The following is a 16,432-nucleotide window of genomic DNA, read 5'->3' as shown; positions in this document are numbered from 1 at the left end:
TGGTGACCCGAGTGTCGTAGCCGATGGTGTTGTGGTGGCTGACGGTCTCGCGGTGGCTGATGGTGTTGCGGTGGCCGACGGCGTCGCGGTGGCTGATGGTGTTGCGGTGGCCGATAGTGCTGCGGTGGCTGATGGCGAGCCGGGTGCCGCCGGAAACAGTTCCGGGGGTGGCGAACTGGCGGGCCGGACGGTCGACGCGGCGTCCCAAGAGCCGGCCTCGCGTGGGCAGGCAGCGGTTGAGACGACGGCGCAAGCCGGTGGCGCGGCTGGACCGAGCGTCGCCGGATCTGGCGATGGTTCCGATCGGGCAAGTGTTACGGATGCGGGCGACGTGGTCGAAGCATCGATTCCGGTTAGTGAAGCGTCGGTTTCGGATAATGATTCCGGAGCCGGAGCCGGAGCCGGAGCCGGAGCCGGAGCCGTGCGCGAGGGCGGCGAGGCTGTCGTCGGTGAGTTGCGATCCGATGGGGCCGAGGACGACTCGAACGGTGCGGCATCCGAATCTATCGAACGTTCGGCGGAAGAGGCTGCCGGAGAGGCCGACCCATCGCCTTCGACGCCCGAGAGCGGCGACAATGCGGCCTCCGTGCCGACCGGTGAACCCGAGTCGGTGGACCCTGCGTCGGTTCCCGGAGTGACGGCCGCATCGGCCGCCTCCACTACCGCATCGGCATCGGCATCCGATTCGGTAGCCGCGTCTGCCTCCGTTTCGGCGCTGATTCCCTCCGCCGCACCACTTTCGGCCGCGCCCGAGATTCCCGCCGAGCACTCGAGTGAAGAGCTTCTCGCCGAGCACCCGGGCGAAGGCGCGAGCCCTGCGACCGTCGGCGAGGTCGTGCCCGCGCTCGAGGAAGATCCGGCCAAGCGTCCGGTCCTCTTGGTGGTCGCCGACTCACTCGCCTACTTCGGTCCGAAGGGCGGCCTGCCCGCCGACGATCCGCGGATCTGGCCGAATCTCGTGGGCGCCGAACTCGACTGGGATGTGGAACTGGTCGGCCGGATCGGCTGGACCTGCCGCGACGGGTACTGGGCGCTGATCGGCGACCCTCGGGTGTGGGCCGCCGTGCCGAAGGCGGGGGCGGTGGTCTTCGCCGTCGGCGGCATGGACACCCTGCCGTCGCCGCTGCCGACCGCGCTGCGCGAGCTGATCCGCTATGTGCGTCCGCCGGGCCTGCGCAGGCTCGTTCGCTCGGTCTACAACTGGCTCCAGCCCAAGCTGTCGAAGCTGGGTCGTCCGGTGGCGTTGCCGCCGAGGGTGAGCGTCGACTACCTGGAGCAGTCCCGCGAGGCGCTGACGCAGCTGCGCCCGGATCTGCCGTTCGTCGCAGTGCTGCCCTCGGTGCACAACTGCGAGGCGTACGGACGGGTGCACTCTGGACGGCCGCGCGCGGTGAAGGCGTTGCAGGCATGGTCGGAGCGCAGCAAGGTGCCGCTGGTGGATCTCGGTGAAGCGGTGCGGGAGAACATCTTCTCCGGTGACGCCAACCCGGACGGCATCCACTGGGGTTGGGCCGGGCACACCGCGGTCGCCAACGCGATGGTCAAGACCTTGCAGGAGGTTCGGTAGTTGGCTGTCGTGGTCGTCACCGATTCGTCCGCCAGCCTCCCTGCCGAACACGTCGCCGAGCTGGATATCGCCGTCGTACCGCTGCACGTCCTGGTCGGCGACCGCGCCATCCGCGAGGGCGTCGAACCGATCGACATCGACTACGCCGCCGACACCGTGACCACCTCGGCGGCGTCGCCGGGCGAGCTGCGCGAGGTCTACGAGCGGGCGCTGGCGCGTAGCGGGGGAGACGGCGTTGTCGCGGTGCATCTTTCGCGTCAACTGTCCGGCACCTGGGAGGCCGGCAGGCAGGCCGTGCGCGACATGGACGCTGCCGACCGGGTGCGGCTCGTCGATTCCCTCGGCGCGGGTCTGGCCACCGGACTCCCGACCCTGGCGGCCGCGCGGCGGGCGCAAGCCGGTGCGCCGCTGGACATCGTCTACGACACTGCGGTCGCGACCGCCAGCCGGGCCCGCACCTTTTTCCTGGTCAACCGGACCGAGCAACTGCGCAGGGGCGGTCGGCTGAGCAGTGCGGCGGCGTTCTTCGGCAGCGAGCTGGTCACCAAGCCGCTGCTGCAGATCGTGGAGGGCCGTCTCGAATTGCGCGAGAAGGCCCGCACCCGTTCCAAGGCGTTGGCCAAGCTCGTGGCCGCCGCGGTGGACGCCGCCGGGGAAGACGGCGCGGCGGTGGCGGTGCAGCACCTCGAGGCGGCCGAGGCGGCCGAAACCGTGACCAGGCAACTGCGCGAACTGATTCCGGGGATCCGCGAACTCATCGTCGCGGAATTCGGGCCGGTCCTCGGCGTGCACCTGGGCCTCGGCGCGGTCGGCGTGCTGGTGGTGCCGGGTGGCTGCGCATGAGGTTCGCCGCCGCCGACGCGCTGCTGACCGCAGCCGGAGACGCCGCCCGCCCCGGGGGCCTGCCCCGGCTGATCCTGCACACCGGCCACCTCCAGCCGGAAGCCGTGCGGTTCTACGTCCGCAGCGGGTACCACCGCATCCCGATCTTTCCGCCCTACGAGGGCTCGCCGCTGTCGAATTGCTTTGCCAAGCAGTTGAAGTGATGCCGCGTGCCGCTGGCGGCGACCACACTGATCGCCGCGACGGGTTTCGCGGGCGGGGTTGTCCACAGGTTCTCGGTTATCAACAGGTCTAGTGAAATGCCTGGTCACACAGTCTGTTCGGTGCGGCAGGCTGCGTACGGTCCTGGGCATGCGACGACATGACGAACGCGAGCGGATCAGACGGCGGCTCGGCGCGCTGACCGTCCAGGTAGGTGCGAGCCGGGGCGTTGGGTCCCCGGCGGTGCCCTCCGGCGGTCGCTCCCGGTCGGCGGATATCGGTGGTCGGCTGTCGAGTGTCGGTGCGGTGCGGGGCGGGGTGTCACCGTCCGCCATCGTGGGGGTGGGCTGGCAGCGTGCGCCGGATGTGCCCGTGGGCGTCGATGACAGCGCACGGCCGTCGGTCGGCGTGGACGCGGCTGTTGACGTGGCGCGTGTCGGAGCGTCGTCGCCTGGCTCGGCGTTCGCGGGTCGGTCTTCTGGGGCGGGCGAGACCGAATTCGTGGATGTCGGTGTTCCGCTGTCGAGTGTCGGCTCGGTGCGTGGCGGGGTGCTATCGCCGGTGGTCGAGGCGGGCTGGCAGCGTACGTCGGACGAGTGCGAGCCCGTGGGTGTCGACGACAGCATGCGGCAGATGCCATCTGCCGCGATGGGGGTGGGCTCGCAGCATGCGTCGGACGAGGACGTGCCGATGGGCTCCGCTGGCAATGCGCGCCCGTCAACGGCAGGGGATGCGTCTATCGTTGCGTCGCATCCGGAGAAGCAGCGCGTCCGAAGTCGGTCTGAGAACAGTTCGGGCCGGTGGCACTTGGAGCGGCTGCCGCCGAGGGAATCGGACGGGTTCGGGGAATCGAGCGCGGCCGATCACCCTGAACATGGCGAAGCGTCGCGAGCCGAGGGAGCACGGGCTCGTACCGGAAGTCGAGTAGCAGCACCCGGGCGCGTCCGTACGCGATCGACATCGAAATCGGCGGCGCCCGACAATCGCTCCGCGGATTCCGGTCAGGGCGTGGATTCCCGTGAGGTCGCGGAGGACGAAAAGATCGTCGGTCAGGTCGGTACGCCGCGTTGGCTGGACGAACCACCGCGCGGTCCGGGCTGGTGGGAGCGCGTCGTCCCGGAGCGCTTTCACGGTGCGCGGATCGATCCCGGCCGCCGCGGTGTGCTGATGTTGGCGATGGTCGGGCTGGCCGCCCTGCTCGTGGCGACGGTGGTGGTTTTCCGTGAGCGCCCGGTGGCGCACGCGGTGCCGCCGTTGCCCGCGGTGCGTACCAGCGCGACTCCGCCCGGCTCGCGTCCGAACCCTGTTCCGGCGCAGCCGGTTCCAGCCACAACGGGGGCGATACCCGCAGCCGGATCCGCCGAGCTGGTTGTCAGTGTCGTCGGACTGGTCGAGCGCGGCGGATTGGTGCGCTTGCCCGAAGGCGCTCGGGTGGCGGATGCGCTCGCGGCGGCGGGCGGCCCTCGACAAGGGGCAGATCTGACCGGCATCAACCTCGCCCGGCGTGTGCAAGACGGTGACCAGATCCTCGTCGGCCCCGCCGCTCCGGAGCCCGGGCCGACCCAACCCGGCAGCACCACGATCACCGCCGCCGGCCCGAGTGCGGCCTCCCGCCCGAGCTCGAGGCCATCCGGCAAGGTCGATCTCAACAGGGCCACCGAGGCGGAGTTGGATGCCTTGCCCGGCGTCGGTCCGGTCACCGCGGGCGCAATCGTCGCGTGGCGCACGGCGAACGGCCGCTTCACCGCCCTCGAACAACTCGGCGAAGTGGACGGCATCGGCCCCGCCCGGCTGGCCCGGCTGCGCGATCTGGTGACGGTATGACGCCGTCCCTCGATGCGCGGGAACAGGAAGCAGCCGACACCCTGCCGATCGTGGACGCACGGCTGCTCCCCGCCGCCCTCTGCTGCTGGGGAGCGACGATTGCGGTGCTGATCTCCGGCTGGTCGATCGGGATCGCGGTGGCACTCGGATTGCTGGTCAGCGCAGCCGGATTGGCGGCATTGGTGCAGCGGGTTTCAGCAACGGCGGCGGTCGTGTCGGGGATACGAGGGAACGGGGAGTTTTCCGAGGGGCGGCGGGCAGTGGCGTGGACGGTGCTGGCTGCCGTGCTGCTCGGGGCGGGTTTCGCGATGGCGGCGGCGTGGCGGGAGCATCGCGTCGCGACGCATCCGATGCGCGCGGCCTACGGGCTTTCGATGCGGGTTGCCGTCACTCCGACGGACGACCCGAAACCGATGCGGGCCAGCGGTTTCGGCGGCGAACCGCGTTGGATCGTCCGGGCCGTGCTGCGCGAGTATCACAGTGCCGAGGCGACGGTAGGGTCCGGCGGCCGGGTGGTGATCCTTGCCTCGGGGCGGGAGTGGGGTGACCTGGTGCCCGGGCAACCGATCGAATTCCGGGCGCAACCGCAGCCGCCGAAACACCGTGATCTGACGGTCGCCACGCTGCACGCCATGGGGCCTCCGAAGCCCGTTGCGGCACCGCCGTGGTGGCAGCGGGCTGCCGCGTCGGTGCGCGACGACTTCGCGGGTGCTGCGGCCGCAGCGTTGCCCTCGAACGCCGCGGGACTGATCCCGGCGTTGGTACTGGGTGACACTTCGGGGCTGCCCGAACCCGTCCGCAAAGACTTCGAAACCTCGGGCTTGCAACATCTTTGCGTTGTGAGCGGCGCGAACTTCACGATCCTGCTGTCGGTCGTCTTGTTTGTCGTGCGCGCGCTCTCGGTGGGTCCCCGTGCGGCGGCGACGGCCGCGGCGGCGGCGCTGCTCATGTTCGTGGTAGTGGCCCGGCCTGATCCGAGCGTTCTGCGGGCCGCCGCGATGGGGGCGGTCACACTGCTCGCGCTGGTCACCGGCCGCCGTAAACAGGCGCTGCCCGCGTTGTGCGCGGCGGTGATCGGGCTGTTACTGGTCTGGCCGGAGCTCGCGGTGAACGCCGGTTTCGCGCTGTCGGTATTGGCGACCGCGGGACTGATCCTGCTCGCGCCCGGGTGGGCCGATTGGCTGCGGGCCCGCGGCTGGTGGCGGCTGGCCGCCGAGGTGGTCGCGGTCTCTGCCGCGGCCTTCACGGTCACCGTGCCGATCATGGTCGCCCTGACCGGGCGGGTCAGCGTCGTCGCCATCCTGGCGAATGTGCTTGTCGCACCGGTGATCGCGCCGATCACCGTCGTCGGCGCGCTGGCCGCCGCGTGCGCATCCGTGTGGTCACCGCTCGCGGAGCTGGTCCTGCGTTGCGCGGGTCCGCCGTTGTGGTGGTTGCTCGAAGTCGCCGAACGCACCGCGGCGCTTCCCGGCGCGACGATCACCGTGCCCGCCGGTTCGACCGGCGGCCTGACCGCTGCCGCCCTCGTCATCGTGGCGGTGTGCGCGCTGCGTGCCGCCATGGTGCGCAGGCTCGCGACCGTCGTGGTGCTGGCCGTGAGCGCCGTGCTGCTGCCCGCCCGGCTCTGGCATCCCGGCTGGCCGCCGCCCGATTGGGTTCTCGCGGCCTGCGACATCGGCCAGGGCGACGGCCTGGCCCTCGCCGCGGGCCCCGGGACCGCCATCGTCATCGACGTCGGCCCCGATCCCCGCCCCATGCGCGCCTGCCTGGACCGCCTCCACATCCGCCACATCGCCCTCCTCGCCCTGACGCACCCCCACGCCGACCACATCGGCGGCCTGACCGGCGCACTCCACGGCCGCACAGTCGCCGCCATCGCCACCGCGCCGGGGGAACTCGACGACGGAATGTCTCCGGTCGCTTCCGCTACGCCGGGAAAACTTGGCGAAGCGATGCCTTCGGGACTTCCTGCAGTCCCTGCGAAGCTCGGCGAAGTGGTGCCTTCGGGTCTTCCCGCCGTCCCGTCCGAGCTCGGTTGCCCCCGTACCGGTGAAGTCGGATCGCCAGCTGCGTGTGTCGCGGCGTCGGCCTATCCCGAGTCGACCGCACACACCGTGCGCTCGACAGGAAGGACGACGACAGTCCGTGCGACCGATGCCATCACGCCGGACAATGGTGAGATCGCCGCACCTGAGCGACGACGCGCCACCGATGAACGCACGCCGCTCACCGGCGCGGCGCAGGTGGCGGAGATCGCGGGACGCAACGGAATACCGCTGCTCGAACTCGCCGCAGGACATGTACTTCGTTTCGACGCAGTGGAATTGACCGTGCTTGCGCCTGCCGCGCCTGGTCCGGGCGGTCCGCACCTCGCCGACGAACCGAACGACCGCTCCCTGGTCATCGCTGCCGCCACTCCGGCCGGTCGAATCCTGTTCACCGGTGACATCGAGTCTCCGGCCCAGCTGCGCCTGCTCCGCGACCCGGCCACGCTGCGCGCCGACATCTTGAAGGTCCCACACCACGGATCACGCACCACGACAAGCGAATTCCTCGACGCCGTGCGCCCTCGACTGGCCATCATCAGCTCCGGTGCGGACAACACCTTCGGCCACCCGCATCCCAAGATCCTCACCGAATTGCATGGCCTCGGCACCATGATCGCTCGCACCGATCAGGACGGGGATGTACTCGTCGCCGGAGGTCCGTCCGACCTACGCATCCTCACCACGCGATCCGGTTCGAACACGTGAACGGCCGAGGTCGATCATGTCGGGTGCCGAGGTCATCCGAGTCAAGAATTCCATTAGTTCTGATTCTTGATGGTCGTGTGCCCACTGGGACAGCTGGCCGAGCGTGGCCCGCAGTTGGTCGTCCAGGTCGTTCAGTGTGCAAACGCAACTTGTCTCCACGCTGCCGCCCTCATCGAGACCACGGCCGCGGTCGTCCACCGCGAACAGCTCGACATGTCGCGCGTCGGGCGTAGCCGGTATGGGGACGAGCTTGACGAAGTAGCTTCCTTCCCAGAAGTAGAAGTCCGCTTCCTCACCGTTGCGGGCGTTCCCGAGCGCGGCGCGCAGAGACCCCAGGAACGACAGCGGGCTGTCGAACCAGCCGTGCTCAGGAAAGTCGTAGCCGTCGATTGTGATCCAGACTCTGCCGTTGAGGTAGAGCTGGGGTCGGCGGGAGTCGACCCTCAGGTCTTCTATCGGAATGTTCAGTTCGAACATGAGGCTCATTCTCGGTCACTCTGGCGGGTTTCTCTTCATCGAGAATCAGGTCAGCAGCGTCATTCCCTTGCCGGCCAGCGCCTCGGCCAGGCGGTGGGAATCGCCCCTGGTGCCCCGGTCGGTCTGCACCGGGTTGGTCTGCGCCCGGTCGTACCGCACCCGTCGGCCTGCGTCCGGTCTATACCGACGGCGTGAGGTGGCGCAGTCCCGGAGCGATCGTTGTGGCCCGCGGCTCCGACGACGCATACTTGCCCAAGCTGTCGCGGATCCGCCCAGGTGGTCCCGGGGCGTCGGTGCGGGCGAGCAACCCTGTCGGCGGGTAACCGTAGGATCGGGCGGGTGAGCGAACGGTCTGCGGCGGTGCATCTGGTCCTCGGTGAGGAAGAGCTGTTGATCGAACGTGCGGTGGCGGGGATCACCGCGCAGGTCAGGGCGGTGGCGCCGGACGGGGACGCGGTTCCTGTGGACCGGCTGCGGGCGGGGGACGCGAGTACCGCGGAGCTGGCGGAGCTGTTGAGTCCGTCGCTGTTCGCCGAGGATCGGGTGATCATTCTGGAGTCGGCGGCCGAGGCGGGGAAGGAAGCCGTCGCGGTGATCACCGAGGCCGCGGGAGATCCGCCGGACGGCGTGGTCCTGGTTGTGCTGCATTCCGGTGGCGGGCGGGCCAAGGCGCTCGCACCCGCGCTGCAGAAGTCGGGGGCGGTGGTGCACAACTGCGCCAAGCTGACCAAGGCGGCCGAGCGGACGGAGTTCGTGCGCGGGGAATTCCGAGCCGCGGGGGTGCGGGTGGCGGCGGAGGTCGTGCAGGTGGTGCTGGAGGCGGTCGGTTCGGATCTGCGTGAATTGGCCGCCGCCTGTTCGCAATTGGCGGCCGATACCGGCGGCAAGATCGATGTCGCCGCGGTGCGGCAGTACTACTCGGGCAAGGCGGAGGTGTCCGGGTTCGACGTGGCGGAACTCGCTGTCGCGGGCGACCGGCCCGGCGCGATGGAGGCGCTGCGGTGGGCCAACGATCGCGGTGTCCCGCACGTGCTGCTGGCCGACGCGCTCGCCGATTCGGTGCACACCATCGCAAGGGTCGGTTCGGCGGGCCGCGGCGACCCGTTCAAACTGGCCCAGCAGCTGGGCATGCCGCCGTGGAAGGTGAAGAAGGCGCAGGCGCAGGCGCGCGGCTGGACGCCGGCCACCATCGGCACCGCCATGCAGGTCGTCGCGACCTTGAACGCCGACGTGAAGGGTGGCGCGGCGGACTCCAGTTACGCCCTGGAACACGCACTGGCGAGCATTCTCGACCTGTACGGCGCGGGATGAACCCCAAAGAGTACCGAAGCGGCAAATGATCGGTTACCCAATTCGTGTCAAACTGGATTGGGATGGACAAGCGACGAGCGCGGGCTTCCCGCATCGATGCTTCCGACCGCATCGGGCGGCGTCGGGCGTCTCGCGGCGTGCGTCGGCTGCTCGCCCCGCGCCGCGCCGCGACCGATGAACCACCGCGCCGTGGCGCGACCGATGAACCACAGCGCCGCGGTGCGTCCGATTCGACACCGCGCCGTGGCGCGATGGATTCGACACCGCGCCGTGGCGCGACTGATTCAATACAGCGCCGCGGCGTCGGCCGCACGGTGGCGAAGGTGGTGGCGGGCGGTTTGTCGGCGCTCGTGCTGGCCGGCGCCGCCGTGGGCTGGGCCGCCGAGAACGGCTTCGACGGCGGCTTCGGCCGTTCCCGCGCGCTCGGCGATGACGCGCCGCGATCACTGGACGGCGCGATGAACATCCTGCTGATCGGCCTCGATACACGAAAAGACCAGAACGGCAACGACCTTCCGCAGGAGATCCTCGATCAGCTGCACGCGGGCGACAGCGACCAGGGCGGCTACAACGCCAACACGCTGATCCTGGTGCACATCCCCGCCGACATGAAGAAGATCACCGCGGTCTCCATCCCGCGCGACGACTATGTGGCCGTCTCCGGCATCCCGGGCTACACCCACATGAAGATCAAGGAGGCGTACGGCCTGAAGAAAGCGTTGGTGCAGGAACAACTGGAAGCGCGAGGCGAGACCAATCGCACGAAGCTGGAGCGTGCAGGGCGGGAAGCGGGCCGCGCCTCCATCGTGCAGGCGGTGCGCAATCTGACGGGCGTGCCGATCGACCGGTTCGCCGAGATCACCCTCGCCGGTTTCTACGATCTGGCCAAGGCGCTCGACGGCGTCGAGGTGTGCCTGCGCAAGCCGGTGCGCGATCTCGACTATTCCGGCGCCGATTTCCCGGCCGGACGCCAGCGCCTCGATCCGGCCCAGGCGCTGGCCTTCGTCCGCCAGCGCCACGGCCTGGAGAACGGCGACCTGGACCGCACCCACCGCCAGCAGGCCTTCCTCACCTCGGTCGCCAAAGAGTTGCGCAACGCGGGCACGTTCACCGACGTCGGCAAGCTCTCCGCCCTGATGGACGTCGCGCACCGCAATATCGTGCTCTCCGACGGCTGGAACGTCACCGACTTCCTGCGCACCGTCGGTTCCGCAGCCAGACCCACCGTGGAGTTCCGTACGCTGCCGGTGCTGCGGTACGACGTGATCAACGGCCAAGACGTGAACATCGTCGACCCGGCCGCCATCCGCCGCGAGGTGCGCGCCGCGTTCGGCGTCACCGCGCCGACCACATCGCCGACGCAAACAACGCCGCTGCTGTCCAGCACCGTCGACGTGCTCGACGCCGGCGGTGAAGACGGTTACGCCGCACGGGTTTCCGCCGCCCTCGCCGCGCACGGCTACCAGACGGGCACGGTCGGCTACGCGACATCCTCGGAGGGCTCGACCTCGGCCGTGTACTACGAATCCGGCAACGACGCCGACGCCGCCCGCTTAGCCCAGACCCTCGGCGGCCTGCCGGCCATCCGGTCCGCGACCGTGCCGACGGACCGCCTCAGGGTCATCATCGGCTCGGACTTCACCATGCCCACTGCCCTCGCCCGCGCATCGGCCACTACCTCGTACACACCGACCACCCTGCCTGTGCCCGACGTCGGCAAACCCGTCGAGACAACCATCTCCGGCGACCAGATCCCCTGTGTGAACTGAGGGTCTTCACAGACCGTTTCCACGCCTCGCAGGGGTTGCAGGTGCTGCGAGGCGTGTGAAAGGTCTGCGAGGACCGGGTGCTCCGCGCAGCGGTGCGCCTGGGACCGGCACGACGTGAAGGGGCAGGGGCGCGGGAACAAGCCGCATCTGGAGGTCGGTCCGCTGGTCGTGACCTGCGAGGTGCTGATGCCCGTGCAGGATCCCGACCAGCGGATCATCTATCGAGCCGCGGACTCCGGCTCACGGATGACGCTGAACCGCCTGTCGGCCGGAATCGCGGCCGCGGGACGGCGTCCGTGGAGCCGAACGCTCGGTCCATCGAGCTGAACGCTCAGTCCATCGAGCTGAACGCTCAGTCCATCGAGCTGAACGCTCAGTCCGTGGAGCTGAACGCTCAGTCCGCCGAACTGAGCAGCAGCTCGTCGTCGTCCTCGTCCGATTCCTCGAACCGGCCTTCCCATTCGTCGTACACGGGCACTTCGTCTTCCCGGGTCACGATCCACTCCAGCGAGTAACCACCGTCGTCGTCGGGGACCATGACGTTCTCGATCTTCAGGCCGAGCCCGAGCACCTCGGCGGCGCGGATGACCTCCGGCAGGTCCTCGCCTCTGACCACGGTCTGATTCGCGTACACGGTTACCATGCGCGGAATCGTAGCCCCCGACACCGACATCTCGGCTACGGTCCGGTGAACTCGTCGACGAGGCTCGGATTCGAGTCGGACACGACAAAAGCCGCCGTGGTCGTCGAGGCCACGGCGGCTGGCGTCAGAAGAATGGATCCCGGATGCCCGGGACCGGCGAATCAGCCGAGCTTGTTGTAGGCCAGCGCGAGCGCCGACTTCTTGTTGGCAGCCTGGTTGGCGTGGATGACGCCCTTCGAGGCGGCCTTGTCCAGCTTGCGGCTGGCGAACTGGAGACGCTCGCCTGCCTGCTCCTTGTCACCGGCGGCAGCGGCTTCCCGGAAGTTGCGGATCGCGGTGCGCAGCGCGGACTTGACCGACTGGTTACGCTTGCGCGCCGCCTCGTTGGTACGGATCCGCTTCATCTGGGACTTGATGTTGGCCACGCCTGTTTCCCTCGTGTTCCTTGTCGCTGAGTGGTATGTGCTGAGAAGTCTTGCGCGTGCGACACGCCCGAAGTAAACGGGTATCGCAACGCCGAAGATCGAGGGTACCAGCCGCCGCGCGGCACACGAAATCGCCGCGCTCGGGCCGGTTCGACCGGCCGGTTCGAAGCCGACACCCGGCTCGGCGGCGGCCGGGCGATGCAAGAAATCTACCCGCGTCTCACACGGCATTACCGCTGCGTGTGGCGCGATTTCGCATGACTTCCGCCTCCCCGCCCGCGTTCGGGCCGGTCCAGGGCGCCGAACTCGAGCAGACTCCAGGGGCGGGGAAGGGCAACGGGCGGGCAACCTCGACGGAGCTGCCCAGGGGTGCAGGGCGGGCTGGTTCGCGGCGGCCTTCGACAGATGTTCGACCGCGCCGGCCGCGTGCGTCAGCCGTACGAGGGAATCCTCGCCGCCCCCGCACCCATCGACGTCGCGGATCTGGCGCGCCGCTCGGACGCACTCGCCCGCGCCTTCCCGCTCGACCCGGTCCCACGGTGATCGGATTCCACGCTCAGCCACGACGACGAGTTACCGCTTCCTGCCGCTCGGGCCGCCCCATCGAAACCGGATTGTGCGCCGGCTGCTCTCACGGCAAGTGACCGCACGTCCTCGCCCGCCTGTTGACGCTGTCGCGACCGGCGGGCGCGCGCCACCTCCCTGCGCACCCATCGCGGCGCGCTGGAGGCGGGCCCGGTCATCGAATTCGTCTGCTGGAACAGTCCTCGGTGTTCCATTCGATGCGGGCCGCCGAGCCCTGTCTCGCCGAGTTCGAGCAGCGGGCGGGCCCCGGACGTGAGACGCAGCGCCTGCGCGGCCGGGCGCGCGGCGAACTCGAATTCCTGCCCCCAGACGCGCTACCGGAAGGGCGCGGCTCGGCGGGCTTCGGGTGCGATTACGCGGACGTGCCGCCGCTGAACGGACTCTTCTCCGGCGGTGGCTCGACGGATCTCGAAGTCGTTGTAGAGATCACCCGTCTGGCGTAGCGTCCCCACTGCAGCACCGTTTGATCTTGAATGATCTCGTTTTCGCAGCAGTACCTCGTCTACCGGGTTCGAGATGGCGGAAGGTGTGTCTGTATGTCTCCCACGGCGCAGGAAGTTGTCGAGGAACTGGCCGAGGACAAGCCGATTCCCGACTGGAAGAAATGGGCGGCCGAGGCGCTCGGCACGTTCGTTCTGGTGATGGGCGGTGTCGGTACCGCGGTGCTGGCCGGTGAACGGGTCGGCGCGCTCGGGATTGCGCTCGCCTTCGGTCTCACGCTGATATTTCTGGTCTACACGATCGGGCCGATCTCGGGCTGCCACGTCAACCCGGCGGTCACGCTAGGTCAGCTCATCATGGGCAGGCTGACCACGATCAGCGCGGCGGGCTATGCGATCGCGCAGCTGATCGGCGCGTTCCTGGCCGGGCTCGTGCTGTTCGCGATCGCGAAGAACCTGCCCTCCTACGACCGCAGGGTCGACGGCCTCGCCGCCAACGGCTGGGGCAAGCACAGCCCGTCCGCGAAGACCGGACCGCTCGGCGAGGTCGTCGTCCAGAACGGCTACGGCATGGCCGCGATGATCATCATCGAGGTGATGCTGACGGCGCTGCTGATCTTCGTGGTGCTCGCCTCCACCGACCAGATCTCGGACGTGCCGCTGGCGGGTCTGTCCATCGGCGTCACGCTCGCGGCGATCCACCTGGTCTCCATCCCGGTCGACTACACCTCGGTGAACCCGGCGCGCAGCCTCGCCGTCGCGTTCTACCAGGAGGGCGCGGCAGGCCAGGTGTGGGCGTTCGTGGTCTTCCCGCTCATCGGCGGCGTGCTCGGCGCGCTGATCTACGGCCTGCTGTACGGGCGGAGCCGGGAAATGATCAGCTGAGAGCGGTTCGCGCTACGGCCCGGTTCCGGCACGGCTGGAATCGGGCCGTCGCGTTCAGCTCCAGTGGTACTCGACGACCAGTCGGTGCGCGACCAGGTCGAAGGTCTTGCGGGCCAGGATGGCGCCCTCGCGGCGGATGCTCGCCTCGGGAACGTCCAGCACCCGGTCCAGTCGCACCCAGCTCGGCCTGTCGTCGTGGTCCCAGCTGCCGCTGCCGATGCCGATCCAGTTGCGGTCGTGCGCGCGTTCGGGATTCGACGAGAGCATCAGCCCGAGCAGGGTGCGGCGATCGCGGCCGACGACGAGCACCGGGCGGTCCTTGCCGTTGCTCGGGTCCTCCTCGTACGGCACCCAGGTCCACACGATCTCGCCGGGGTCCGCGCGTCCGTCCAGGTGCGGGCAGTAGACGATCTGCCTGGCTCGCTGCGCCGTGGGGACCGGCGTTGACGCGGCGGGACGCACGGACACGCTGCCGTTGCGACGCTGCGCGAGCGAGCCGACCAGCCGCTCCACCAGCCGAGGTCCCTGCTGCCGGACGATCTTGGGACCCTGCTCCTTCGCGATCAGGCTCAACTGCTTGCCGAGAGAGTTCCAACTTCGGGCCATCGTTGGAGGATAACGGTGTGATGACGACTTCTCATCCGGCACGCAATCCGCTTGGCACAGCTGAAGATTTGCGGTAGAGGATCGCGGGCGCTCGAACGACCCGTCGCCGCGGGGGACACCCCGGAAAACCGGGTGTGGCGGTGCGGACCGGGACAGTGCAGCGTCCGGGACGGACCAGTGGACCGCGTCCACCCGCGCCCATGGGACGATAGACCACAGTTTGCCGATACCCAGCTGAGGAGTGGAGTGCCCGCCAGCTTCGCCGACAAGACGTTCACCGATCCGTCCCGGATCCGGAACTTCTGCATCATCGCGCACATCGACCACGGCAAGTCGACGCTGGCCGACCGGATGTTGCAGCTCACCGGTGTGGTCGAGGAGCGGGCGATGCGCGCCCAGTACCTGGACCGAATGGACATCGAGCGCGAGCGCGGCATCACCATCAAGGCGCAGAACGTCCGGTTACCGTGGCAGGTCGACGGCACCGACTACGTGATGCACCTCATCGACACGCCGGGCCACGTCGACTTCACCTACGAGGTCTCCCGCGCGCTCGAGGCCTGTGAGGGCGCGATCCTGCTGGTGGACGCCGCCCAGGGCATCGAGGCGCAGACCCTGGCCAATCTGTATCTGGCCCTGGACAAAGACCTCACCGTCATTCCGGTGCTCAACAAGATCGACCTGCCCGCCGCCGACCCGGACCGCTACGCCGCCGAGCTGGCGCACATCGTCGGCTGCGAGCCCTCGGACGTGCTGCGCGTCTCCGGTAAGACCGGCGTCGGCGTGCCCGAGCTGCTCGACGAGGTGATCAAGCAGGTGCCGCCGCCGGTCGGCGACGCCGACGCGCCCGCCCGCGCGATGATCTTCGACTCGGTCTACGACACATACCGTGGCGTGGTCACCTACGTGCGCGTGGTGGACGGCAAGCTCACCCCGCGCGAGAAGATCAAGATGATGTCCACCGGCGCGACCCACGAGTTGCTGGAGATCGGCATCGTCTCGCCGGAGCCGAAGCCGACCGACGGGCTCGGCGTCGGCGAGGTGGGCTACCTGATCACCGGCGTGAAGGACGTGCGCCAGTCCAAGGTCGGCGACACCGTCACTGCCGCGCGCAACGGCGCGACCGAAGCGCTCACCGGCTACCGCGAGCCGCGGCCGATGGTCTACTCCGGCCTCTACCCGGTGGACGGCTCGGACTACCCGGATCTGCGCGACGCGCTGGAGAAGCTCCAGCTCAACGACGCCGCGCTCAGCTACACGCCGGAGACCTCGGTGGCGCTCGGCTTCGGGTTCCGCTGCGGCTTCCTCGGCCTGCTGCACATGGAGATCACCAGGGAGCGGCTCCAGCGCGAGTTCGACCTCGACCTCATCTCCACCGCGCCCAACGTGGTGTACCGGGTGGAGATGGAGGACGGCGCGGAGCACATCGTGACGAACCCCTCGTACTGGCCGGAAGGCAAGGTGCGCACGGTCTTCGAGCCCATCGTGAAGTGCACGATCATCTCGCCGAGCGAGTTCATCGGCTCGATCATGGAGCTGTGTCAGTCCCGGCGCGGCGAGCTGGGTGGCATGGACTACCTGTCGGAGACCCGCGTCGAGCTGCGCTACACGCTTCCGATGGCCGAGATCATCTTCGACTTCTTCGACTCGCTGAAGTCGCGCACCCGCGGTTACGCCTCGCTGGACTACGAGGAGTCGGGCGAGCAGGAATCGCAGCTGGTCAAGGTGGACATCCTGTTGCAGGGCGAGGCGGTCGACGCGTTCTCGGCGATCGTGCACAAGGACGCGGCCCAGGCCTACGGCCACAAGATGACCACCAAGCTGCGCGAGCTGATTCCGCGCCAGCAGTTCGAGGTGCCCATCCAGGCCGCGATCGGGTCGAAGATCATTGCCCGCGAGAACATCCGCGCCATCCGCAAGGACGTGCTCGCCAAGTGCTACGGCGGTGACATCAGCCGTAAGCGCAAGCTGCTGGAGAAGCAGAAGGAGGGCAAGAAGCGCATGAAGACCATCGGTCGCGTCGACGTGCCGCAGGAAGCCTTCGTCGCCGCGCTGTCCTCCGACGCGCAGGCCGACAAGCCGAAGGAGAAGAAGTAGGCCGTC

The 16,432-nt window shown here is 68.9% G+C and carries 15 protein-coding genes and 1 pseudogene; 12 read left to right on the top strand and 4 right to left on the bottom strand.

From position 1 onward, the window contains the following. The first annotated feature begins 835 nt into the window (after positions 1 to 835). From octT to AB0H50_RS19865, 5 genes are all read left to right on the top strand, one after another. Positions 836 to 1,567: a diglucosylglycerate octanoyltransferase gene (gene octT / locus AB0H50_RS19885; protein WP_357455330.1), complete on the top strand. Its 732-nt coding sequence runs from the start codon at positions 836 to 838 to the stop codon at positions 1,565 to 1,567. Further along, positions 1,568 to 2,410, top strand: a complete 843-nt coding sequence (locus AB0H50_RS19880) for a DegV family protein (RefSeq protein ID WP_357454434.1) — start codon at positions 1,568 to 1,570, stop codon at positions 2,408 to 2,410. It abuts the gene before it with no gap. Continuing rightward, positions 2,407 to 2,613 (top strand): hypothetical protein, encoded by a 207-nt coding sequence (locus AB0H50_RS19875; protein WP_357454431.1) that lies wholly within the window; start codon positions 2,407 to 2,409, stop codon positions 2,611 to 2,613. The genes AB0H50_RS19880 and AB0H50_RS19875 overlap by 4 nt, the downstream gene beginning before the upstream one ends. 1,006 nt (positions 2,614 to 3,619) lie before the next feature. Then, complete coding sequence (locus AB0H50_RS19870) at positions 3,620 to 4,435, top strand: ComEA family DNA-binding protein (RefSeq protein WP_357454428.1); 816 nt, start codon at positions 3,620 to 3,622, stop codon at positions 4,433 to 4,435. Beyond that, positions 4,432 to 7,188, top strand: a complete 2,757-nt coding sequence (locus AB0H50_RS19865) for a ComEC/Rec2 family competence protein (protein WP_357454425.1) — start codon at positions 4,432 to 4,434, stop codon at positions 7,186 to 7,188. The genes AB0H50_RS19870 and AB0H50_RS19865 overlap by 4 nt, the downstream gene beginning before the upstream one ends. Here the strand turns inward: AB0H50_RS19865 and AB0H50_RS19860 are convergent. Further along, the gene (locus AB0H50_RS19860) at positions 7,150 to 7,665 is read right to left on the bottom strand and encodes a hypothetical protein (RefSeq protein ID WP_357454423.1); all 516 of its coding nucleotides are present in this window, start codon (positions 7,663 to 7,665) and stop codon (positions 7,150 to 7,152) included. The genes AB0H50_RS19865 and AB0H50_RS19860 overlap by 39 nt on opposite strands. Before the next feature lie 339 nt (positions 7,666 to 8,004). On the opposite strand from AB0H50_RS19860, the gene holA reads away from it, so the two are divergent. The 3 genes from holA to AB0H50_RS19845 all read left to right on the top strand — a co-directional run bounded on the left by holA (position 8,005) and on the right by AB0H50_RS19845 (position 11,072). Continuing rightward, complete coding sequence (gene holA / locus AB0H50_RS19855) at positions 8,005 to 8,976, top strand: DNA polymerase III subunit delta (protein ID WP_357454420.1); 972 nt, start codon at positions 8,005 to 8,007, stop codon at positions 8,974 to 8,976. 251 nt (positions 8,977 to 9,227) lie between these two features. Beyond that, entirely contained in the window at positions 9,228 to 10,745 is a 1,518-nt protein-coding gene (locus AB0H50_RS19850) for an LCP family protein (protein WP_357454417.1), read from the top strand. 114 nt (positions 10,746 to 10,859) lie between these two features. Continuing rightward, positions 10,860 to 11,072, top strand: coding sequence for a hypothetical protein (locus tag AB0H50_RS19845; RefSeq protein WP_357454415.1), 213 nt, complete (start codon positions 10,860 to 10,862; stop codon positions 11,070 to 11,072). A gap of 67 nt (positions 11,073 to 11,139) precedes the next feature. Here AB0H50_RS19845 and AB0H50_RS19840 read toward each other — a convergent pair whose 3' ends face one another. Next, complete coding sequence (locus tag AB0H50_RS19840; RefSeq protein WP_245668855.1) at positions 11,140 to 11,388, bottom strand: hypothetical protein; 249 nt, start codon at positions 11,386 to 11,388, stop codon at positions 11,140 to 11,142. Between the two features lie 161 nt (positions 11,389 to 11,549). After that, positions 11,550 to 11,813 carry a 30S ribosomal protein S20 gene (gene rpsT, locus AB0H50_RS19835; protein ID WP_357454412.1) on the bottom strand — a complete coding sequence of 88 codons (264 nt, stop codon included), beginning with the start codon at positions 11,811 to 11,813 and terminating at the stop codon, positions 11,550 to 11,552. Positions 11,814 to 12,218: 405 nt separating this feature from the next. Between rpsT and AB0H50_RS19830 the strand changes: the two genes are divergently transcribed. From AB0H50_RS19830 to AB0H50_RS19820, 3 genes and pseudogenes are all read left to right on the top strand, one after another. Then, positions 12,219 to 12,356 (top strand): hypothetical protein, encoded by a 138-nt coding sequence (locus AB0H50_RS19830; RefSeq protein WP_357455382.1) that lies wholly within the window; start codon positions 12,219 to 12,221, stop codon positions 12,354 to 12,356. 374 nt (positions 12,357 to 12,730) lie between these two features. After that, positions 12,731 to 12,841, top strand: a pseudogene (locus AB0H50_RS19825) (transglutaminase family protein); the annotation flags it as partial. Between the two features lie 93 nt (positions 12,842 to 12,934). Then, complete coding sequence (locus tag AB0H50_RS19820; RefSeq protein ID WP_357454409.1) at positions 12,935 to 13,723, top strand: aquaporin; 789 nt, start codon at positions 12,935 to 12,937, stop codon at positions 13,721 to 13,723. A 54-nt stretch (positions 13,724 to 13,777) separates the two neighbouring features. On the opposite strand, the gene AB0H50_RS19815 is transcribed toward AB0H50_RS19820, so the two are convergent. Further along, positions 13,778 to 14,329 (bottom strand): type II toxin-antitoxin system PemK/MazF family toxin, encoded by a 552-nt coding sequence (locus AB0H50_RS19815; RefSeq protein ID WP_357454406.1) that lies wholly within the window; start codon positions 14,327 to 14,329, stop codon positions 13,778 to 13,780. 246 nt (positions 14,330 to 14,575) lie between these two features. Here AB0H50_RS19815 and lepA point away from each other — a divergent pair, with 246 nt between their 5' ends. Further along, complete coding sequence (lepA, locus tag AB0H50_RS19810; RefSeq protein ID WP_357454403.1) at positions 14,576 to 16,426, top strand: translation elongation factor 4; 1,851 nt, start codon at positions 14,576 to 14,578, stop codon at positions 16,424 to 16,426. Positions 16,427 to 16,432 lie beyond the last annotated feature (6 nt).

It is taken from the genome of Nocardia sp. NPDC050793 (genome assembly GCF_040654065.1).
GTDB lineage: Bacteria > Actinomycetota > Actinomycetes > Mycobacteriales > Mycobacteriaceae > Nocardia.
The sequence above is the reverse complement of the archived record's forward strand: the minus strand, read 5'-3'. Positions and strand labels throughout refer to the sequence as shown.